General features: G+C 44.4%; 22 protein-coding genes. 9 read left to right on the top strand and 13 right to left on the bottom strand.

Annotation, left to right across the window (positions count from 1 at the left end; translation table 11 throughout):
- Positions 1 to 12: 12 nt before the first annotated feature.
- Complete coding sequence (locus tag HP401_RS35735; protein WP_173606091.1) at positions 13 to 168, bottom strand: TetR/AcrR family transcriptional regulator; 156 nt, start codon at positions 166 to 168, stop codon at positions 13 to 15.
- Positions 169 to 347: 179 nt separating this feature from the next.
- The gene (locus tag HP401_RS30690; protein WP_173606090.1) at positions 348 to 1,154 is read right to left on the bottom strand and encodes a helix-turn-helix domain-containing protein; all 807 of its coding nucleotides are present in this window, start codon (positions 1,152 to 1,154) and stop codon (positions 348 to 350) included.
- Positions 1,155 to 1,269: 115 nt separating this feature from the next.
- Here HP401_RS30690 and HP401_RS30685 point away from each other — a divergent pair, with 115 nt between their 5' ends.
- The 3 genes from HP401_RS30685 (at position 1,270) to HP401_RS30670 (ending at position 5,043) form a co-directional block, all read left to right on the top strand.
- Entirely contained in the window at positions 1,270 to 2,478 is a 1,209-nt protein-coding gene (locus tag HP401_RS30685) for an MFS transporter (protein ID WP_173606089.1), read from the top strand.
- A gap of 735 nt (positions 2,479 to 3,213) precedes the next feature.
- Positions 3,214 to 4,020, top strand: coding sequence for an AraC family transcriptional regulator (locus tag HP401_RS30675; RefSeq protein WP_173606088.1), 807 nt, complete (start codon positions 3,214 to 3,216; stop codon positions 4,018 to 4,020).
- 78 nt (positions 4,021 to 4,098) lie between these two features.
- Positions 4,099 to 5,043 carry a proline dehydrogenase family protein gene (locus tag HP401_RS30670; protein WP_173606087.1) on the top strand — a complete coding sequence of 315 codons (945 nt, stop codon included), beginning with the start codon at positions 4,099 to 4,101 and terminating at the stop codon, positions 5,041 to 5,043.
- A gap of 117 nt (positions 5,044 to 5,160) precedes the next feature.
- On the opposite strand, the gene HP401_RS30665 is transcribed toward HP401_RS30670, so the two are convergent.
- On the bottom strand, positions 5,161 to 6,858 hold the full coding sequence (locus HP401_RS30665; protein ID WP_173606086.1) for an L-lactate permease: 1,698 nt from the start codon (positions 6,856 to 6,858) through the stop codon (positions 5,161 to 5,163).
- A 344-nt stretch (positions 6,859 to 7,202) separates the two neighbouring features.
- On the opposite strand from HP401_RS30665, the gene HP401_RS30660 reads away from it, so the two are divergent.
- From HP401_RS30660 to HP401_RS30645, 4 genes are all read left to right on the top strand, one after another.
- The gene (locus HP401_RS30660) at positions 7,203 to 7,904 is read left to right on the top strand and encodes a FadR/GntR family transcriptional regulator (protein ID WP_173606085.1); all 702 of its coding nucleotides are present in this window, start codon (positions 7,203 to 7,205) and stop codon (positions 7,902 to 7,904) included.
- A gap of 98 nt (positions 7,905 to 8,002) precedes the next feature.
- Complete coding sequence (locus HP401_RS30655) at positions 8,003 to 8,737, top strand: (Fe-S)-binding protein (RefSeq protein WP_173606084.1); 735 nt, start codon at positions 8,003 to 8,005, stop codon at positions 8,735 to 8,737.
- On the top strand, positions 8,734 to 10,233 hold the full coding sequence (locus HP401_RS30650; protein ID WP_173606083.1) for a LutB/LldF family L-lactate oxidation iron-sulfur protein: 1,500 nt from the start codon (positions 8,734 to 8,736) through the stop codon (positions 10,231 to 10,233). Before HP401_RS30655 ends, HP401_RS30650 begins: the two co-directional genes overlap by 4 nt.
- A complete protein-coding gene (locus tag HP401_RS30645) occupies positions 10,220 to 10,921 on the top strand; it encodes a LutC/YkgG family protein (RefSeq protein ID WP_173606082.1) in 702 nt (233 codons plus the stop codon). The genes HP401_RS30650 and HP401_RS30645 overlap by 14 nt, the downstream gene beginning before the upstream one ends.
- 179 nt (positions 10,922 to 11,100) lie before the next feature.
- Here HP401_RS30645 and HP401_RS30640 read toward each other — a convergent pair whose 3' ends face one another.
- Positions 11,101 to 11,841 carry an SDR family NAD(P)-dependent oxidoreductase gene (locus HP401_RS30640; RefSeq protein ID WP_173606081.1) on the bottom strand — a complete coding sequence of 247 codons (741 nt, stop codon included), beginning with the start codon at positions 11,839 to 11,841 and terminating at the stop codon, positions 11,101 to 11,103.
- A gap of 124 nt (positions 11,842 to 11,965) precedes the next feature.
- On the opposite strand from HP401_RS30640, the gene HP401_RS30635 reads away from it, so the two are divergent.
- Together HP401_RS30635 and HP401_RS30630 are read left to right on the top strand one after the other, a co-directional pair.
- Positions 11,966 to 12,808 (top strand): LysR family transcriptional regulator, encoded by an 843-nt coding sequence (locus HP401_RS30635; RefSeq protein ID WP_173606080.1) that lies wholly within the window; start codon positions 11,966 to 11,968, stop codon positions 12,806 to 12,808.
- 297 nt (positions 12,809 to 13,105) lie between these two features.
- Positions 13,106 to 13,864 carry an SDR family oxidoreductase gene (locus HP401_RS30630; RefSeq protein ID WP_173606079.1) on the top strand — a complete coding sequence of 253 codons (759 nt, stop codon included), beginning with the start codon at positions 13,106 to 13,108 and terminating at the stop codon, positions 13,862 to 13,864.
- 47 nt (positions 13,865 to 13,911) lie between these two features.
- Here the strand turns inward: HP401_RS30630 and HP401_RS30625 are convergent, their stop codons facing one another.
- The 9 genes from HP401_RS30625 to HP401_RS30585 form a co-directional block, all read right to left on the bottom strand.
- Positions 13,912 to 14,277 (bottom strand): MerR family transcriptional regulator, encoded by a 366-nt coding sequence (locus tag HP401_RS30625; protein WP_172138714.1) that lies wholly within the window; start codon positions 14,275 to 14,277, stop codon positions 13,912 to 13,914.
- A 229-nt stretch (positions 14,278 to 14,506) separates the two neighbouring features.
- Positions 14,507 to 15,292, bottom strand: coding sequence for a CsxC family protein (locus tag HP401_RS30620; RefSeq protein ID WP_173606078.1), 786 nt, complete (start codon positions 15,290 to 15,292; stop codon positions 14,507 to 14,509).
- A gap of 98 nt (positions 15,293 to 15,390) precedes the next feature.
- Entirely contained in the window at positions 15,391 to 16,248 is an 858-nt protein-coding gene (locus HP401_RS30615; protein ID WP_173606077.1) for a hypothetical protein, read from the bottom strand.
- A gap of 167 nt (positions 16,249 to 16,415) precedes the next feature.
- Positions 16,416 to 16,604 (bottom strand): alpha/beta-type small acid-soluble spore protein, encoded by a 189-nt coding sequence (locus HP401_RS30610; protein WP_173606076.1) that lies wholly within the window; start codon positions 16,602 to 16,604, stop codon positions 16,416 to 16,418.
- 64 nt (positions 16,605 to 16,668) lie between these two features.
- Entirely contained in the window at positions 16,669 to 18,072 is a 1,404-nt protein-coding gene (locus HP401_RS30605) for a DNA primase (RefSeq protein ID WP_173606075.1), read from the bottom strand.
- A gap of 7 nt (positions 18,073 to 18,079) precedes the next feature.
- Complete coding sequence (locus tag HP401_RS30600) at positions 18,080 to 18,550, bottom strand: MarR family transcriptional regulator (protein WP_173606074.1); 471 nt, start codon at positions 18,548 to 18,550, stop codon at positions 18,080 to 18,082.
- Positions 18,551 to 18,642: 92 nt separating this feature from the next.
- The gene (locus HP401_RS30595) at positions 18,643 to 18,903 is read right to left on the bottom strand and encodes a hypothetical protein (RefSeq protein WP_254457116.1); all 261 of its coding nucleotides are present in this window, start codon (positions 18,901 to 18,903) and stop codon (positions 18,643 to 18,645) included.
- A 124-nt stretch (positions 18,904 to 19,027) separates the two neighbouring features.
- Positions 19,028 to 19,486 (bottom strand): GreA/GreB family elongation factor, encoded by a 459-nt coding sequence (locus HP401_RS30590; RefSeq protein WP_035985656.1) that lies wholly within the window; start codon positions 19,484 to 19,486, stop codon positions 19,028 to 19,030.
- A gap of 220 nt (positions 19,487 to 19,706) precedes the next feature.
- Positions 19,707 to 21,890, bottom strand: a complete 2,184-nt coding sequence (locus tag HP401_RS30585) for a M56 family metallopeptidase (RefSeq protein WP_173606072.1) — start codon at positions 21,888 to 21,890, stop codon at positions 19,707 to 19,709.
- Positions 21,891 to 21,904 lie beyond the last annotated feature (14 nt).

Here is a 21,904-nt window from a genome sequence, read left to right as displayed (position 1 = left end):
TTACCCGCTAGATCAGCACGTTTGATTACCGCTATAGAGACCCAATTTATCCTGGTAATATTGATAAATGAGACTTTTGATATATCCAGCTACACTTGCAATCGTATCAATTCGGGTCGCAGAAAACCCATGCTCAGCAAACAATTCTTCCGCGGCGATAAGGATCATTTCCTTAGTTCTGGCAGCGTCATACGTCTTTTTCTTTCTTTCTTTCTGCCATGTTGAACCTCGTTCATTAAAATATAACTAACTGGTTAGATTTATAAAAGGGGTTGGAATTTTCTAATCGGAGCGAATGGTCCAGTTTTCAACCAGTGAGATGCCACAAAGGCTCACTGGTTCTTTCTTCAATTGCTGAAGTTCCGGAATTGCGTAGGTGTCATGCCTACCGTTTTGACAAACGTCCTTTGAAATTGGCTGACGCTTGAAAAACCGAGGCTGAAGCTAATCTTCGTCACCGAATGGATCGATCTTTTCAGAAGCCTTTTAGCCTCCTCCATTCGTAGCAGGAGTACGTACTGATATGGTGTGACACCCATCATCGCTTTAAAGGACCGTATAAAATGATATCGGCTTTGCAGGGCCATGAAAGCAAGCGTATCAACCCGGATATCATTCCGATAGTTATCATGAATATATTCCAGAACCTTTCCCAATTGCGGATCGGAATAGTGCGCGGGTATCCTCACGGTGGGATTGGGATCGTTTTTGTGGTTGCCAGCTAAATCGCCGAGTAAGTAAAAAAGCACCTGCGACTCCAATTCTTCCTGTGCAAGCCGATCTGCTGTGTCGCAAGAGAGAAGCGCGTTCGTCCAATTGCGGAACTTCTCTCGCATAAATTTGGGGTCGAATTTCTGCAGCACCGCAAATTCAAATTCTTCTTGTCCGGTTAGCTCCTTCAAGCTGTTATGGTTGACTTTAAAAATGAGTACGCCCGACTGCGACCCGATCTCGAAAAAATGCTGCTCCTTTGGATGCTGCACTAGTCCGCCACCGTCCACTAGCCTGTAATGGCGATTTACTAGCGTGAACTGGCAATGACCAAATATCGGAATGGTAATTTGGAGCTCGTTCTCGTGAATATGCGGATGATTGGAGAATTCCCCTTCGATCTGCCATAGTTCCAGATGCGGCGTTGAGACTTTAATAATCATATAATTCCCACCTATTTTCATTATAGCAATTATTGCACAATTTCAAAGCAATAATCACGGCGACAAGCTCTTCAGCCCATCGTTAAGATAGGAAAAAAAGAAAGAGGTGAAATGAATGTCTCAACCTGCGACAGTTGGAACGGCCAGACAAACCGCCAACTTCATGCTACTGGGAGTCAGCATGGCACATTTGCTTAATGACGCAATGCAGAATATTGTGCCTGCCGCATTTCCTATTTTTCAAAAATCGATGCAGCTTAGCTTTACCCAAATTGGGTGGGTCGCGTTTACTCTTAACCTGACGGCATCGGTACTTCAGCCACTGATCGGCTCTTATACAGACCGCAAACCAATGCCGGCATTGCTGCCCTTGGGCATGGTCTTCACGTTGCTTGGCATGATTGGTCTTGCTTTCTCGTCTGGTTTATGGATGCTGATTGTTTCCGCTGCATTCATAGGCGTCGGCTCTTCTGTGCTTCACCCGGAATCATCCCGCGTGGCACACCTTGCCGCAGGCAACAGCAAAGGACTCGCGCAATCGATCTTTCAGGTTGGCGGTAACACCGGACAAGCTCTTGCCCCGCTAATGGCGGCATATATCATTTCGCCGCAGGGACAGCTGGGGTTTCTGTGGTTTACGTTGCTGGCCCTCATTGGCATCGTGGTTCAGCGGTATGTAAGCAGATGGTACACCGGCCAAATCCATTTACAGAACAGGCCGGAGAGGCGCTCCTCTGGGGAAAGTGATTTTACGAGACCCAAGGTTTTCGTATTTTTCGTTCTGGGTACGTTGATCATGTTGCTGTTTTCCAAGTTCGTTTATCTTGCGGGCATGACAGGGTTCTATTCGTTTTATTACATGGAACGTTATCAGCTGCCGATGGAAAGCGCCCAGATGTCCTTGTTCGCCCTGCAATTTTCGGGAATGTTGGGTACTTTGCTCGGAGGCCCGCTCGCAGATCGTTTCGGTCGAAAAAAGATCATCTGGTTTTCGATTCTCGGAACGGCACCGTTTTCTTTGTGGCTGCCTTACGCTGGTCCGGTCGCTTCTGTTTTTCTGTGCCTGGCGATTGGAGCCATTCTTATGTCGGGTTTTTCCGTCATCATCGTATATGCCCAGGAAATGCTTCCAGGCAAGGTGGGGACGATCGCAGGTTTGTTTTTCGGTCTTTCGTTCGGCATGGCCGGACTTGGCTCGGTTGTGCTCGGCTGGTTGATTGACCAGACCGGGGTGGCCTTCGTCATCCAACTATGCGCGTACTTGCCGTTGATTGGCATACTCGCGTTACTCTTGCCAAAGGATTCCCGGTTGATGAGCCAGTAAGTTTTATTCAAAGTAAAAAACGGCGTCTATGCCTTTTTCGTTCTTGCTATATGATGAAGCATAGTGGGACAAGAGAACAGCCACATTTTGAGTATTTTAAACGGCAGTGTATCCCCCATCTACCAACAAACATCAAACTGAGGCCTGTAATGAAAGAAGCATCTTTGCTGGTTAAGAACAGAACGGCTTTCGCTACCTCCCACTGTTTTCTTGAGTTGCGGGTTGCAAGCCCTACCTCATCCTCTATAACTATCCATAAGCATCTCTCCATTTAGACAATATCTAGTCGTAACAAAGAAGATGCATTTAGTTAAAATACTTTCTATTTTCTTTTAGAAAAGTGAGATTAAGAAGCGATACTGTAAGAAACCCCAACAAATGTGGGGTTTCTCCTTTGTCTAAGCATTTCCGACAGGGGTGCCAGCCTGCAGTAGCATACTCGTTATTTTTCTCGGAGTTGAATCGGGCACTTCCAATTTTTTTCTGGCACGATGGAGACGGACTTGAACCAAGTTAACGGGGATGTCTCAAATCTCGCTGATCTCCACTCTCTCGGTCTTCTTTCGGCCCCGCGGTTCATTGACACAATGGTTATATGCGATCCGGTGCAACCAGTTCCGATGAGCGTGTAATTGTCTTTGACAGCGAAGTACTATTATAATTGAAAGAATTTCAGGTAAGAACGGACACAAAAACTATTTATTTTCTCAGAACATTAGGGAGAGGAGCCATACCATGCCAGATGTAACCTTTTACCGAAACGAAGCTTTGCCTTTCCTTGAAGCAAAACAATGCACGAAGAGTGATTTGACATACCAGAAGCATTTTCATGAGGAATATTCGATCGGATCGATTGATGAAGGAGAAACGAGCGCCTGGTGCGACGGAACAATGCATCAGGTTGAGGCTGGCAGAGTGATCAGTTTTCCGCCGTACATGCTGCACGCCTGTCATCCTGCGTCCGTCACAGTATGGAGATACAAGATGTTGTTCATCAAGCAGGATTGGCTGAAACAGTTGGAGCGAAGAGAACTGGAACAACTTCACATCCCGTTTTTACTAGAAGGAGATAAAAATCAATATTGCCGCCATCTGATCAACCGGGTGATGGAATCTCTCACAGTAGCAGACGAACCGCTGGTCATTGAAACCCTGGTCATTGAATTGATACATGCCCTCGTTAACTGGAATACACTCGATTCAGAGCATTCATCCCGCAACAGGCAAGAGCTAAAGTATATCGGACGAATTCGAGAGTATCTGCACGCTCACTATACTGAACGGGTCACACTTGAGGAGTTGGAGAAGGCTTTAGGGATTAGCAGATTTCATCTCATCCGACTGTTCAAGAAAGGAACACATATGCCTCCTCATGCTTACCAGAACCTGCTCCGGATCAATCATGCCAAGGTCGAGCTTGCTAAAAAACGGCCGATTGCAGATATTGCCGTGGAAACAGGCTTCTACGACCAGAGCCATTTTTCAAGGGCCTTCGCCAGGATTGTCGGTGTTCCCCCCCAGCGATATGCTTTATCGCGTTAAAAAAGAGCAATAAATTACAATACGCTCTCCCCTGTTCCCTTGTATACTCAGGTGCAATGAAGAAGGGAGAGACTACTTATGAACCATGAATTTGACTGGGAGCAAAGATTGACTGATACCCTAAAAAATGTGGCCAGACGCCAGGACATCAAGTCTTATGTAGAGCTGACACCCTGGCTGAATCGGCTGTTGCGGCGTGCGGCTGGACAGTACGTGGCAGGCGAAAACCGTCAAGACGGGCTTGCAGCTGCACGCAGGCTCGCCGACATGGGGTACAAAATATCGTTGGAATATATAGGCGAAAACACGCTGGATGTAAAGAGGTGTCAGGCAGCTGCAGAAGAGATGAAATCACTCATTTGCGAGTTGGGCGAAATCGGTGACCGTGTTTCCTTCGACCTGTCGCATATCGGCCTGTCGGTGAAGAAGGATCTTGCTTACCGTCAGTTGATGGAACTGGCCGATGAAGCAAGGACAGCTAACGTAGAACTATTTGTGAGCATGGAGGAATCCGCAAAGACGGATCTTATTCTGGACACTTATCAGAAGGCCGTTGCCCACTATCCGAATATCGGCATAACGCTGCAGGCGCATTTACACCGCACACCGATGGATTTGGCTGTATTAAGTGATTCGCCTCGCCTCATTCGGATTGTCAAAGGAGCTTACCAAGAACCAGCGACGCATGCGCTGTCCCGATCATCAGAACTGGACAAGCGTTATCTGACGCTGGTGCAAGACGCCATCCACCGAGGACATCGCGTATCAATCGCGACACATGATGAGAGTATAATCAACGAGGCAATCCACCTCGGGCTGCTCGATTCAGGGAGCGCCGAGTTCGAAATGCTTTACGGCATTCGTCCGGAGCTTAGCGAAAAGCTGCAATCTGCTGGCTATCCGGTTCGCATCTACGTAACCTATGGTCGTGAATGGTTTTTATACCTGTGCCACCGGATCGCCGAATATCCCCCGAATCTGTACCGCGCAGTTGCCGACATGGCGAGTGAGCCGATTAAGTAAAAGCCGATTGCGTGGACTTTGACAACGCCCTCAGGAAAGCACTGTGCCTGAACAACGGTCATAAATGGTTTGGAACGGATAAAAAAACAGCGAGTGCTATTTCAGCACCCGCTGTTTTTATGGAACCATCCATGACAGTAAATTGGACTGCAAATACGTGATAATACCGATTATTACAACCAAGAGTAAACTGTGTTTCACTGTAAAGCGGAATAAATCAGATTCTTTTCCGGCGAGTCCTACCGCAGCACAGGCAACGGCAATCGACTGCGGCGAAATCATTTTACCCGCTACACCACCGCTCGTATTGGCTGCAAGGGCCAAAACAGGTTCCATTCCCACTGAAGTTGCTGTGACTTTTTGCAGATTTCCAAACAGCAGGTTGGAAGAAGTATCTGAGCCAGTAATAAACACCCCTAACCAGCCAAGGAACGGAGAGAAGAACGGGAATAACATCCCCGTGCCTGCCAACGCCATCCCCAGTGTGGTACTCATTCCGGAAGCGTTTGCAACATAGGCAAAACCGACAACAGACGCAATCGTGAGCAGCGGAAATTTCAGCTCGTTCAATGTCTCGCCAAAAGTGGCAAGCCAATCTCTCCAAGAGATGCTGACGATAAATTTGGTTACGATGGCAGCAAGCAATATCGCTGTTCCGGCTGCTGCCAATACTTCCAATTTGAAGAGAGCAGCAATCGGTTTTCCATTCACATCGATAATCAGGTTATGCAGACCAGGGACCTCAGGCGTGAAGCTTAAAGCTTTGCCAATGGGATTGAGACAGTTAAATAAAAGATTAGCCCCTTCATATTTGCCGACCAGCGCTTTTTTCACAGTCGGAATCCCCCAGATAGAGATAAAGGCGGTCAATACCAGGAAGGGAGACCATGCCTTGAATATTTGTCCGGTTGTAAAGGGAGCTTTGCTGTTCTTGATCGCTTGTGAAGCGGCTGCTACTTCTGCGGTAGCTGCTTGTTCCGAGGCAAAACGGAAAATCGTTTTCGGTTTCCAAACTTTTAAGAACAAGGTTAATGCAACCAAAGAAACCAGTGCAGATAAAATGTCAGGAAGCTCCGGCCCCATAAAATTGGATGTGACGTATTGTGTCAAGGAGAAAGAAATGCCGGAAACTAGGATCGCTGGAAGCACTTCAAGAGCCTTTTTAAATCCAGACATGATCACAACCAGATAGAAGGGAACAAAAACAGATAGGATAGGCAGCTGGCGGCCGACCATTTTGGATATTTCCATGGCTGGAACGCCCGTGGGACCTTCCATGGCGATAATCGGAATTCCGATCGCGCCAAAAGCAACGGGTGCCGTATTGGCAATTAGGCAAAGACCCGCGGCATACAAAGGATGAAAACCCAAGCCTACAAGAAGCGCAGCAGAAATCGCTACAGGAGCGCCAAAACCGGCAGCCCCTTCAAGAAAGGCTCCAAAAGAAAAGGCGACAAGAAGTGCCTGCAGACGGCGGTCTTCCGTGATCGATAAGACAGAGCTGCGGATAATATCAAATTGCCCTGTCTTCACCGTGAGCTTGTACAAAAATACTGAGGAAATGATGATCCATCCGATGGGCAGAATACCATAAACGGCTCCTTGCACCGAAGACATTATCGCTATTCCCGCAGGCATGCGATACACCAATACGGCAACTAGGATCACCATCAGTAAAGTGGTCAGCCCTGCCATATAGCCTTTCATACGTTTGATCGCAAGCGCCCAGAAAAAATAAAGAATGGGAATAAGCGCAACAAGCGCAGAGATTCCGAGACTCCCCCCAACAGGAGTAAAAACTTGCGTCCATATCATGGTTTCCACCTCTTTTTTATTCTTTTAATTGAAAGCGGTTTCGGAAATGAAATTTTAAAATGGCTTGATATCCCCCTTACGAACTTATATTTACCCGACAGTCAAAATGTCACCATTTGATATGGTCATCTGATGTCTTTTATTCGACAGTTCTCATTATATGTACCCCTGTTTTTTTTGACAAGTATTTTTTGAATATTCGAAACCAGTGGTTTAAAAGTTGAATGATTTCCCTTTTCCACTCGCAACCAATGCCACAAAGAATGCAGCCTTGACAACTAACTGACAATTCAGCTAGTATGAACTCATCAGATGACCCTAAGAAAGTAACGGGTGAATGCAGAATGAAAGCGATACCACAATTCAAAGTACGTAAAACGTACGAAGAAGTATCCGACTATATCAAAGATCAAATTATGAATGGAGTTTACAAACCTGGAGATCGCCTGCCTTCTCTTCGCGAATTCAGCGAGCTTTTCGGAGTCGGTCAGTCAACCATGCGAGAGGCAGTCAGTGCACTCAAAACGATGGGTCTTGTGACCATTCGTCAGGGGGAAGGTACTTTTGTCACCCGCTTAAATCCAGATGAGGTATTGTCAGGATTTGAACCGATTCAACCTGTCACGGAACAAGACATCATGTCACTCTTGGAGGTTCGGAAGATCATTGAGACGGGAATCGTTCAACTGGCCGCCGAGAGACGTTCTAATGAAGATTTGCAACGCATCGAGGATGCATTGAAAGAAATGGAAGCCGCAGTTTCAAATGGAGATTTAGGAGAAAAGGCCGACTGGAAATTTCATTACGAAATCGCCAAAGCTTGTCATAACTCGGTTCTGGAATCGATCATGCAATCCATATCTGAGACCATGAGCAAGGCATTAAAGGCAAGCCGCGAAAAAATGTTTCAAACGAAAGGAAATCCGGAACGGCTCCTGGCTGAACACAAGGAAATTTTCAAGGCGATCGCCAACAAAAATTCAAAAAGAGCCGAAGAATCCATGCTCTACCACCTGCTTGGCGTAGAAAAAGAGATGTTTGATTAAGATCAAACATTTTCTTTTTAACCAAGTCATCAGATGACATCATGACCATACAGATTATAGATCATTATGGCTAACACATTCGAAAGGGAGCTGAATGAATGAAAGTATCAATGTTTATTACTTGTCTATCAGATGCTTTTTATCCTAAAGTGGGCGAAGCAATGGCACGACTTCTCGCCAGATATGGCATCAAGCTGGATTTTCCCGAACTGCAAGTGTGTTGTGGCCAACCAGCTTTTAACAGTGGGTTTTGGGATACCGCTAGAGAAGGCGCAAAAACAATTATTCATGCATTCGCAGACAGCGATTTTGTGGTTGCTCCATCCGGTTCGTGTATCGGGATGATTCATCACCACTACCCTACTCTATTTAAAGAAGATCCGAAATATCTGGCAATGGCCCATGATCTCATTGGTAAAAGCTATGAGTTCTCGCAGTTTCTCGTTCATGTGCTCGGGGTGACGGATATCGGTGCCCTCTTCCCCCACCGCGTCACCTATCATCCCTCCTGCCACGGCAGCCGTTTACTTGGCGTCAAAGACGAGCCTCACATTCTGCTCTCCCAGGTAAAAGGCTTGGAGTTCGTGCCCCTTCCTTTTGCGGAAGATTGCTGCGGATTCGGAGGAACTTTTGCCATAAAGGTCTCCGACGTCTCCGGTGCGATGGTTACGGAAAAAGCAGAACATGTGCTGGAAACCAAAGCAGAAGTCCTGGTGGGCCTTGATATGGGCTGTCTAACAAATATCTCCGGACGTTTACACCATGCTGGACATCCGATTCGCGTAATGCATCTGGCAGAGCTATTGTATGAAGGGGTGAAAGAGAGGGTATGAACGCAAAAACATCCTCAACCGCAACTTTAAATGAACGCGCACTAACTGCACTAAACGATAATTTTTTACGAAATGCCGTAAAATTCACAACAGAAAGACTAAGAACAAACAAAGTTACAGCAACTGACGAGTTGGGTAACTGGGAAGAATGGCGTGAACAAGGACGGCAGATTCGCCTGCATACAATTGCACACTTAGACTACTACCTGTCGCTGTTCGTAAATAATGTGCGAGCGTTAGGTGGGCATGTACATTTCGCCTCTGATGCCAAAGAAGCTATAGAAATCACAATGAATATCGTGAAAGAAAAACATACTCGATCCGTTGTCAAATCAAAATCGATGCTTTCTGAAGAAGTGCATATTAATCAAGTGTTTGAACAACATGGAATCGAAGTGGTGGAAACGGACTTAGGAGAATATATTATTCAACTCGCTGGTGAGACTCCCTCCCATATAATCATTCCCGCCATTCACAAAAACAAAGAGCAAGTAGCAGAGCTATTTTCAAACGTGGCTGGAAAGCGCTTACCAGCAGATACTGCTGTTCTGGCAGGCTTTGCCCGATCCAAGCTGCGGGAGAAATTCCTTGAGGCCGAGATTGGGATGACTGGATGCAACTTTGCTATCGCGGAAACAGGGTCCATTGCATTGTTTTCCAATGAAGGAAATGCCCGCATGGTAAGCACGGTTCCTAAAACACAGATCACCTTCATGGGCATGGAAAGAATCATTCCCTCTTTGGAAGATCTTGAAGTAATGGCTACCTTGCTGCCGCGTGCCGCTACAGGGCAAAAGCTGACGGTATACATGTCGTTGATAAATGGGCCTCGCCGCTCAGATGACTCCGACGGACCAGAGGAGTTACACGTAGTAATTATTGACAACGGCCGTTCTAAGCAGCTGGGAGATCCCGAATTTCAGGAGGTTTTAAACTGCATCCGCTGCGGAGCATGTCTAAATGCTTGCCCTGTCTATCGACATGTAGGCGGACATGCGTATGGTTGGGTGTACAGTGGTCCGATTGGCGCCGTACTGACTCCTCTCCTGCATGAAGACAAGGAATTGGCGAATGCATCCAGCCTATGTGGGGCCTGCTATGAAGCCTGTCCCGTCAAAATACCGCTGCATGATATGCTCGTCTATCAGCGTAGACGAAATGTGGAAGAAGCTTTGACAAAGAAAGCGGAACAACTGGGAATGAAAGCCTTTACATTTATTTCTTCCAACCACAGGCTGTTCCATCGAATTCTGCGAATCAGCCAACTGGGACAAAAGCCTTTTGTCAAAGGTGGAGTGATCACAGCCAAAATCGGACCTTTAAAGGGTTGGAATACCTATCGTTACGCACCAAAACTTGCCCAACACTCCTTCCGAGATACGTGGAAAGCGCTTGATACTGAACTTCAGTTTGAATTGCAAGAAATGGGTCCGGAAATGAAAGATCGTCTAGCCGACATCCTGAAAAAACGGGGGGACACACATGAGTCACAATGAAAAAGAAGCACAATTCTTCAACACGATCGCAAATCGGTTAGGCAGAAGCCGGATGACCACTCCTCCCCCACAACCCGTTCGCGGTGTTCCGGACTTTTGGAAAATGTACCATCTCAGCTCTGATGAAAGAATAGACCTATTTATTAAAAATTGGGAGATGCTTGGCGGTGTCGCTAAACGCTTTTCTTCTCCAGAAGCGCTTTGCTCATATATCGCTGAAGTAGTCCAAACCTTTGAAGCAAAACGAATCATTCACGAAGACCACGCCCTTTTTCAAAGCATGCACCAGGACGGCTCATTTAATGGTGTAGAGATGACGATATGGCGGAAACAGGAAGAATCTGATTTGCTGAGTAAAGCGGCGCATGCTGATATTGGGATTTCGATTGCAGATTTTGCTATTGCCCATACTGGTACAATCGTAATGACTTCTTCAGCGTCAAAAGGCCGCTCTCTCAGCCTACTGCCCACCATTTTTATGGCTGTCATTCGAACTGAAAATATCAAAACACGTATGGGTGAAGCTCTACAGGAAATCAACAAATGGAATAACGTCAAAATGCCTGCGGGCGTTCACTTTATTTCCGGTCCCAGCCGTTCAGCTGATATTGAGAACGACTTAACCATTGGCGTTCACGGTCCAGGAATTGTTCACGCACTTATCCTTGAAGAAGAGACCAAAGCATAAATGGAATCACAGACAAATGCCCGATGGAAGGGTGCTACCGGATCGAATGTTCAGTAAAGCAGTGGTAAGTCTAGGACTTTATTTTCTCGTCCAAGACTACCACTGTTTTGATTTTACTGTTCAGTCTACATCCTTCTGCCCTAATATCCTTTCATGCCTCGATTGTTTGTAGAAGATGTTTAAAGTGTTTGACCATTATCGATTGTAAAAACTTGGCCTGTAACAGATTCTTGAGTCAGTTGAAAAAGAATAGCCTCTGCAATATCATTAGGTGTTGAAATTCTCTTAAGTGGTAAATTGCCTGTAAGTTTATACATCTTTTCTTCATGACCAGACCACCACCTTGTATCAACTGCACCAGGAGATATACAATTCACTCTGATATAAGGTGCTAATGCGATAGCTAGCGACCTTGTCATAGTGTGGATTGCTGATTTTGTTGCTGCATATGGGATAGATGAGCCTATTCCAGTCGTTCCTGCAACGCTTCCTATATTAAAAATTACACCCGATTGTTGCTTTTTCATATAAGGAACAACAGCTTTTATGCAATGAAACATCCCTTTTACATTTACATTGAGAAGGGAATCCCACACTTCATCTGTTACGGCGACTAAGTCATCCATAGCTATTTGAGCCGTAATACTCGCATTGTTTACTAAACCATCGACCTTCCCAAATGTTGAAACAGCTTGGGATACCATATTGATCACTTCGTTTTCTATCGCTACATTCGCTCTATAAGCAAATGCTGCTCCCCCTTTCTGTGTAATTTCATTGACGACTTCGGCAGCTTCTTTTCCCGATCGGCTATAATTAATAACAACTTTTGCACCAGCAGCAGCTATTTTCAAAGCGGTTGCTCTACCAATACCAGTACCACCGCCGGTTATAATAACTACTTTATCTTTTAATTCCACTCTAAATCCTCCTTACTTTGTTTCATTTATATGTTCTATTATGCTTTTATTAATATGAGGAGTATAATTCTGAATAATGAAGAAGGTATCATTTTAAATGATACCAATGAGAGGAATGTTATTCTTGGAAAGTCATGATTTGTGGATTTTTAAACATGTTGCAGAACTGCAATCAGTATCTAGAGCCGCAGAAAAATTGGGCTATGTACAACCTAATGTCAGTCAGCGAATTAAGAGCTTAGAAGATGAACTAGGTGCTAGATTATTTGTGCGTAATAATAGAGGAGTAACATTGACCGAGGAAGGAAAAGTTTTATTAGATTATACAAATCAAATTATAAAATTAATGGATGAAGCCAAGTCATTAATTAACCCCCAAAAATGGAGGGAACCTTTAACAATTGGTGCATCCCAAACGATTTCTGCAGTTAGAATTCCTCAGCTATTTTCTTCTTTTTTAAGGGAACATAAAAATATCGATGTAAAAGTAAAAACACATGATAAGAAAAAGTTACAGGAAATGCTTTCCTATGGAGAACTTGATGGTATTTTTATAAATGATGCAAATAATTACCCACAGTTCGAAACCGTTTATAGTTATTTTGAGAAACTCGTACTCGTTTTACCTCAACATAGTCATTTTGAAAAGAAGCATGAACAAACGTTAATTGTTAATAGTGATCCAAATTGCATATATAGAAACAAAACATTAGAATTTTCCAAGGAGAATAACTTTTATGATCCGACTATCATGGAGTTTGATTCACTTGAATCTATTCTGCAAGCAGTTCAAGATGGGCTTGGTATCAGTATAATACCGGCAGACGTTGCAAAAAATCGAACAGAAGTACAATTAATTCGATATAAAGAACTGTCTGAAACAATCAAGATTGATTTTCTAATCAAACATAGAAAACAGCAACCACAAGGTCTAAAAAAATTTATTCAGTTTTTAAAGAGAAAATAATTATGGTAATAGTCTATTGCATCTAATTTCCGTAACATCTTGGTGCTGATTGATCCCAAGGAGCTGCAACATATACCTCTAGTATTAATCTCCCTCTCCCTTCGTGAAGCGTCTGTTTTTCATTCCACACACTCCTTTTCAAAAATTACACAACAGGTTTTCTTTCCGGTATACCGACTATCTAAATTTTGGAGAGGTGAACCCCTCTTTTTCCTCTATAAGCCCTTGACCTTCACATTAGCGTGAACGTTTAGACTACATTCAGAAAGGGATCTCATTCACTCAAGGAGGAACAAAATGAACAACTATACAGGGAAAAAAGCTGTCATAACTGGCGGTACACATGGTATGGGCTTGGCTGTGGCAAAAGCATTGCTTGCAGGCGGGGCCGAAGTCATTGTCTCAGGCCGCAATCCGAAAAATGCCGAGGAAGCAAAACGTGAGCTGGGAGAACGGGCACATGTTGTGGTGTCTGATGTCTCGAGTATGAAGGATGTGCAAGCATTCGGAGAGTATGTTGAAAAGCATTTTGGCAAGATCGATTTTCTCCATGTAAATGCAGGTACTTCCATTCTGGAACCATTTATGGAAGTCACTGAAGAGACCTATGATCGGATTTTTGAGGTAAATACGAAAGGGGCATTTTTCACCGTTCAGCGCTTGGCGCCACTTATTCATGAAGGCGGTTCGATCGTATTTACATCTTCCGTAGCAGATGAAGGCGGCTACCCCGGCATGAGCGTATATAGTGCGTCCAAAGCGGCATTGCGTTCCTTGGCCTCCGGTTTTGCGGTGGAGTTGCTAGACAAGGGCATTCGCGTCAATGTCGTGAGTCCAGGTTTCATTGATACACCTTCCATGGGAGTTGCCGGTTTCACAGAGGCAGAACGCGTTACCTTCCAGGAGCTTGGCGACAAGGTTACACCCATGAAACGTCATGGTTCATCAGAAGAAGTGGCAAGAGCGGTGCTTTTCCTCGCTTTTGACGCTACCTTTACGACTGGTGCTAGGCTAACTGTGGATGGTGGCATCGGGCAAAACTTGCATTCCTTGTAAAAAGACGGCCCCGGAGCAGCTGATCGCTTCGGGGCCGTGACTATGAACTAATTCGTAACCTTTTTTCCACGTGTAATGGATATTTGCCTCTCCAACGTTTTTTTCCACTCTTGGAGTGCCTCAATCTGTTCGTTCACTTTGCTGAGCTTTTGTTCATAAATCGCCAGCATTTCCTCGCAATATTCGTAATCGTCGGGAGATGCCACTTCCCCTCGGAACACCATTCTGATTTCATCTGCTGTTAAGCCCAGCTTCAAGTACAGTTGAATCATCTTGACACGGTTGACTGCCGATTCATTGAAATAACGGTAATCATTTTCCAGTCGTTCTGCCTGTAGCAAGCCTTTTTCTTCATAATGGCGGATTGACCGGGTACTGACATTGGTTAATTGTGATAATTCGCTTATTTTCACGCAGCAAAGATCCTCCTCGTATGAGATTGCTATCCCAATTATATGCCAGAATGGCAGAGTATCCATATCGTTTTTGATTACGAATCGATATATGTATTTTCGTTGATTTTAGACCTGCTTTTGACGAAAAGCATCGCTTGCCTAAACAAAATGAGACTACCAGTCAGCAAGTATAACGCTACTGGAAGTCTCATCTGCCCTTTTTCTATGTTTTTTTCCTACAGCTATGCTACCATTTTTTCTTAGGTGGACATATCGGTTTGCAAGGTGGCGGAAATGTCGGTTTTGGAGGATGTGTCGGTGGTGGTGGTGTTGGAATAGGAACTTGTTGATCCTGCAAAACTTTTATACCAAGACGCAGTACGATTTTTTCACGGACGGTCGAGAATGTTTTGGTTGTGTCTTTGCACCGCTTATTTTCCAAACCGATGTCTAATTCGGTGAATTCCGTGAATACCAGCTCACAATATGGTCTCTCGTTGTAAACTTTTCGGTTGCCGAACAAACCTACGTTAATCTTTGCCGCATGCCCTGATTTATTCAAATATTCTCCGTGTGACTCGAAATCTGGTGCCAGTTGCAAAGTCGGTCCTGTAGCCGGAAAGGTCAGATCCGTACAGAAATCGAATGGTATCAGAGCCGTTGTATGTCGGACATCACCGCACACTGCAGTTCCTGTTACTTGGTCGACTGTGGTGTACTCGATATTTTTGCGAATAAAACCACTGACGAACAACTTTGCAGACAACGGGTTAAATGTAGGAACCAGCTCACATTGCTCCAAAATGACACTCTTCAATACCCGAATGATCTCAAGTGCAGGCCTCTCCAAATGGACATTAGCCTCCACACATACGACAACAGCCGTTTCTGCCAACGTTACGGGTACTTTAATCGTTTTAGGAAAAATGGTTTCGGTTGAAGCCATTCCGAACACACGGGCATTATCCACCGTGCAGCTATTTTGCGTAACTTCAGTTTGGCCACATTTACAGCCATCGCCATGTATACCCATTTTTACTCACTCCTTTATCACCAACTTACTCTCTTTATATTATATGGACTAGATTCTAGATGGATTTGGCTGATGCCAAGCGTTATCTGCCCTTTTTTCTAGAAAAGACTGTTTACCTTTTTCGCTATGTATGGAGGCGGAACGGGAACCAGCTGCTTCCGATACCACCATACACGACCGCTAATGGTTGCCAAGCCGCTGAACTCCTTCCATTCTGATTGCGGATGGGTTAGCGGATCTGCCACAACTGTGATTTGCCATTCTCCCGTCTCTACCCATCTATTCGTCGGACAAGCTGGTGCTGTGAGTACATGTGCGCTTGTTCCTACATTTGCTTGCGGTAAGGATGGTCGTAATACTGTCGAGTTAAATGGAAGGCGAATCGTTTCATGCTCTAATTTTTCCGAATGAACAGTGACCCCCAAACCTTTGATTTCCAACTCACCTGACAGCCAGACAATCTTTTTGCTATCATCGTGGCGAACGTGCTGGACATCAATCTTACTTTGGCATTCCACCTCTTTCCACTCAAGCTTCCAGGGAACGCGGAAGGAATGGGTCCACTCTACGTCCCAAATTTCTTCTAGGAAAGCAACCTGCATGAACGATTGACCCGTACGTTCCACGTAGACTACTTTTGCTTGAATCAGTTCTTGTTGAGCCTTGTTGTTTTCTTGCGGAGGATCCTTGGCCTCCATAGGGGTGGTGGTAACGGGATGCGGGGAGACTTGTTCGGTAGCTGTTTGATTGACCGGAGGTGGAGGCGCATGCTTTCGTTTGCGCTTAGGTTTTTTGGAGCGAAACACTTTCTGCTTATCTATGGCACCTTCCAGAGGCCGCATCTGTTCCTTCGGTGCGACAAAGAGGAGCGGAAGTGATGCTCTCGACTTTTTCAAGGAGCCTCGATGGTTAAGAATCGGCCTTCTACTCTTAGGATTTTTCTTGTTGATCGGCATGTCCTCACTCCTTTCCCTCAAAATACCCCTCCCTTTATCCATACGTGATCGCCCGTCTGGTTGTATAGACACTTGCCCTTTCGGTAAACAATTCGTCATCGACCTTCACCAATGCCTCTGTCAGTACAACTTATGTAAGCAAAAGAAAAATCCCTCACAAGGAGGGATTACAGGCGAAACATTTGCTGTTCCGCGTATTGTACCAAACGCTTCGTCATCTCTCCGCCGACAGAGCCATTTTGGCGTGCCGACGTATCTGCGCCCAACTCAACCCCAAATTCAGCAGCGATCTCGTACTTTAATTGGTCTAATGCTGCACGAGCTTGTCCATTCACCAAGGGATTCGAACGTGCCATGCTGTTCACCTCTGGTTGTGATTATTTTCGTGAATGGTAGTATGTGCAGATTATGGAAGTGTATTCAAACATGCTCCGACTGTAGTCTTTGTTCTTTGGTAACGACACCACTCACCACGTAAACTGGCGCGTCTTCCTCCGAATACACTTTTCTCGCCATGTCCGTTTGCTCCCATTTTTCTAAAAACGTTGCTGCCTCATCCATGGTGATCCTGGCATTATAAGCCAACTCGTAAACAGCTAAAGTACCGCCTTTCTTTGTAGCTACTTGCAGTGCGATTCGCTCGATTCTCTCTAGCTCCCGTTCTTTTGAGAAGGCAAAATAACCGTAGACTCCTCCTATAATGGTACAAGCGAGAATGAAGATAAGGCTGTTCCAATGTACAAGGGCATAGCCGCCTACATAGCTGAAGACAAATGCTAAACAGCTAAACAGCAGAAATTTCGTCCTTTTATCGATCCATGCAGGGATCGGTTCATACTCTTCGTCATAATCGTACACTTTCGACTCATCCGTATAATTCGGAAAGAGATAGAGGATTCCACCATCTTCTTGATACGTAATCGAGCAGTAGTTTCTTTTGTGCCATCTATCGATCATGGGTTCGATCGATTGATAGCTTTCCTCTGTATAATAAGGAATTTCTTTCTGATTAAGGTCCCCTTCATTATCCATGACATACGCCAAAACATTGTGTTCCGAATGTCGTTGATCCTCTTTTCGATGGGAGGATAATAGGTAACGTCCGATTAAAACAAGAAAGATAAGTGCAGTAATTGTAGCATAGAGATACTCACTCAGGTTTTGTAAGATCTGTTCTTCGGAGATCATAACCAATGTGCCGATAACGGTAAGGGATACACCACCAACAATTCTTTTTTTACGTTTACGCTGCGTTCGTTCCAGCTCTTGTGTTTCATCATCGTCGTGATCTTCATCATCATCATCATAATTGTCATCATCGTCATCGTAGTCATAATCGTCGTCATCGTCATAATCATTTTGCGTTTCCTCATCATCAGCCTTCTTGTTGTCATTACTTTCATAAGGCATTTGTCTGTATACGTAATCATCCAACTGATAGACCGCCATCTTGCCAGGTAAGGAGGACGTCCTCAGAATCTTTAGTCGTTCCATCTCTTTTAGAATTTGCTCACACTGCGATAGCGGCAACTGCGATTCCAGGGCAAACGATGCAATAGAGACGACTCCATGATTTCGATTGGCGACTTTCATGGCAACAGCTTGCTGTGTTCGTTGCATTTGCTTTTTTGACAGCCTTTTTCCTTCCATGTAAAACAGCGCGTAACCAATGGAAATGAGACACATCAAGATTGCTAAGAAGATTGCGTTATCTAAGATTTGATAGATAACCCCAGCGACAAAATAACCAGCAAACAAAGCAAGCATGAGAAGAAAGAAAATAATTTGAGTAAGAAACACCAAGAGATCTGAAAATTTTTTCATTCGCCGCTCATACCTCACCTTCACTAAAGCCCTCGAAATAATAGAGAATGTCACCCTTTTCGGTTACACTTAGGTCAGCGAAACCGTCTTTTTGAAGCTTACTTAAAATATTCTGGGCTTTTTCTATCGTAAGAGTAGATTGGGACGCGATATCCGCAGCTGTCACATAGCCCTGCTGATCACGCGCAAGGGAAAGGATAAGCAGGATATTATCGGACTCAAGGCTTTCATGAAACTTGAGTTTCTTGAGCCATTTTGATTTTGCCCTTTTGTATTTGATTTCAAGAGGAAGTCCAAGGATGAAACCAAGTGCCATGGCATATACCACATAATGTAAGGCTGTCATTTCATATGGAATGTACGTTTTATATCTGTCCCCATAAGTGGAGAGCAGAAAAGTTTCCACATAAGGTTGTAGGATCGGCAGCAGCCAGAGAGATAACAACCAAATGCAAATTATCATCCCAAAAACAATCATGAAATCCCTTCTTTTCACTCTATTTTTCAGAAATATCATCCGACTAAATTTTACCTGAATAAATAAAAAAAGACACTACAAATTACTAGTGTCTAGAGAACCATTTTCCCATGTTTCTCGAACCCAATCCTGGAAGGGAGATTCTTAACATCCTCACTATGATAAGCATGGATAATATCCGGTACATACGCTTCCGTCAATCGTATACCTTCAAGAATTATTTCCTTTTCTTCCTCTGACACGCTAAAAAACGGATCACAGCAATTTTTACAAGCCATCACCCACCGCTCCTCCAGCTTTTGCAGGCGATTCATATCCCATTGCACATCTTGCTCACATGTTGGACAGGCCATGATTTGCAATGTCTTTCCCCCTGTTCCCTTAGCTTACTTTTCTTGTATTTTACTAAAATGGACAAAAAAAGGCACTAACCTCGTGTTAGTGCCTTCTCATGTGATCCTTGTGATGGGGAGGTTCCTAAGGTGACGAGAATCCCCCCATATATGTAAAGCTTATCTCCCGAACCTGCACCTGTTGTCTGCCAACCGGACTTTCCAGCACAACAGAATCGTGTGGAGCCGCTAGCAGCAGTTGCCTGCCTATGGGCGATAAGAATGAAATTCTGTTGTTATCCGGGTCAATGTCTGTGGGATACACCACAGTAAATGACTCCTCAAATTGATCTTCTTCAAATAGCACTTTAACGCTGCTGCCTAATAATGTAATTGCTTTAAGCGATTGAAAGAGTGCACTGTCTTCTTTAGCCAAAAGGCTTTCAAGTGTTTGCTTGTAACGATCGACAATCTCGTCGATGGCTTGCTTTTCTTTCCCATAATTGCGTACATATTGATCATAAAAGAGTGAATACTGCTCGTCAAAAAAGACTAGCTGGTTGATTAGATGATTTCTGGTGCCATTCAAAATACTAGGGTTCATAGTAGATTTCACCCCCCAGTTGCTTTTCATAAACATGTTTGATGAACGTAATGTTCTTCATCAGATAAACCCTCCTTAAAAAAATAGCCCCCGAAGGGACTCTCATCATTGTATCAATAATTACAAAATGATTCCATCTACTGTTTAGAAATGCTTTACAAAGGAAGATCAAAAAAGGAAAGAGTCGGCACGATTTATGTACAGACTCTAAATGTTCCCGCTACTTTTTCAAATCGATCGCTTTTTCCTTTACCAGAGCTGCTACCATTTGCTGTTGTGCTCCTTCTTCCACTTCTTTAAACGTTACTTTATAGCAGATATCTCCTTTTAACCAAAAATAAGTGTGGTTGTACTTATCCGTTGGGCTACTCAGTGTATCATCGATTTTATACGGCACTGTGCGGAATACTTCTTGGCCACCGATGTTCAAAGAGGTGACTGGAACTTCAAATTTTTCCCCGTCTATTCTCTCAAAAGGGATCTTTTTTGTTTTTCTCATGTTTTCCACAATGGATTTGTCCTTGATTTGGGCAAACAACACAATCGTTTTTGGTTTTTCAGGATTTTCAAACGTGAGATGGATGGTGCGCTTTTGTTTATCCTCTTCGTTTTCAGGATAACTAAAATTGAGCTTCTTGTTCACATATGCATCTGTTGCCTTGTATCCTCCAGGGAGCTCCAACGGAAAGGCTGGTGCAAAGCCGATTATTCCTGAGAAGTACTCCACATCCTCTAAATCAAGGATGTTGTAATTCAATAAGTCGTAATTGACGTACCTTTTTCTCAGGTCTTCATTTGGAGCTTGAAACGATTCAATGACTTTTATGATCTCCTCATTTTCTAAGAGGTCATATCCTTCGATAGAGTAATAGAGACCTTCATCCTTCCAGAAATAAAGAGAGTCTTGATCAACCGAACCATCATCAAAAGGTGTCTTTCTTTTGATAACTTTTACGGTTTTTCCATTCGCAGATAGGTCTTCTTCTGCTGAGAGTGTGGAGAGGATGCTACCGTCTTCCGATTTCACGTGTAAAGAATTCTCGGTCCTTTCGATTGTGCTCGTTACTATTTTGAAACTAGTATCGGGACCTTTGAAATAATGGAACACGCCGTTATTCGAAGGTTCAGATTCCTCATAGTGATAGATAAGGCTGTTTTGATAGGTAAATTCTGGTGGCAAATAAGACGGAACTTTGAAAGGAAAACCACTAAGTTTTTCAGCTTTTTCCAGCCGATTCGTCTCCGTGACGGGTGTTTCCTCAAACAAGGGGCGCAATTTTTCATCCTGTTTTACAGGCATCCGAAGTGTTGACGGCTCTGCTGCGTTTGTAAGTGTGACTGCACTAATAACAAGCCCGCATGCAATGGCTACAGCTGATAACCTTGCGGAGCCTTTTTTGAACGTGGAAATCATTTGAATTCTCCTTTTCATTTGATTGATATGGTGAGAATGGTGAAAATAGAGCGGATACGACATGGGTCTTTTCTCTGAGATCTGTCTCGCAAATGAAAGGAGTGTCATGCCATAGGGAATCGCTTCTTTTTCCCCCAGAATCTCCAAAACATATTCATCACAGGCAAGTTCCATTTCAGCCTTCATTTTTCGAATCCATAGCCAGACAAGCGGATTCATCCAATGGATGGCGAGTGCCAGGGAGCCGAGGAAGCTCCACAGCAAATCTTTGCGCTTGTGATGAGCGAGCTCATGTGCAAAGACGTGATACAGCTCGGCATCTGACAACGATTGGTATACATCCCTCGGACAATAAACCCATGGTGATAAGATCCCCGAGATTAGCGGCCCTTTTGCCAGTGTTCCTGTGTATACGGGCATTGGCCTTTTCACACCGAACTTCTCTCTGCACGCATTCATGATGGTCGTTACTCTTTCATCTGTCACCCGCATCAAAAAGCGTTCTTTGGTGTGCATGTTATACAGGTAAATGAATAGTCTTGCTAGCAAAATGACTACGCCGATAAGCCAGGCAACAGCCATGATTTGGATGTAAGCTGGATGTGAGGATCTTTCAGTTATCCCCGCATCCTTGACAACTTCGGTTTGTATTGGGGTATTCTCATTGTGTTCTGATTCATGTGAGAGATCTGAGATGACGGCAGGCGATTGTGTGTTTGTCTGTAGTAGTGGTTCTGCGGAGAAAGAAAGCGGCTGTTCGACGGACATGCTCGTACTCGCCCAGGATATCCAAGTGAAGAGGCTAAATGAACTCTCTGGTAGCACGGGAATCATTAGCCGGGCTAAAACGATGAACCATAACAAATGGTGCATACGCCAGCTGATCGCTTTGTGAACCCCTTTTTTCATGGCTACCAACAAAATAGCTACTAGGCTTGCTCCCAACGAGGTGTAGCACATCCACAAAAAAACATTCCCAAGAATATCCATTTATTGGTCCCTCA

It is taken from the genome of Brevibacillus sp. HB2.2, from assembly GCF_013284275.1.
Classification (GTDB): Bacteria; Bacillota; Bacilli; order Brevibacillales; family Brevibacillaceae; genus Brevibacillus; species Brevibacillus brevis_D.
This window is presented reverse-complemented; position numbering and strand designations above follow the sequence as displayed.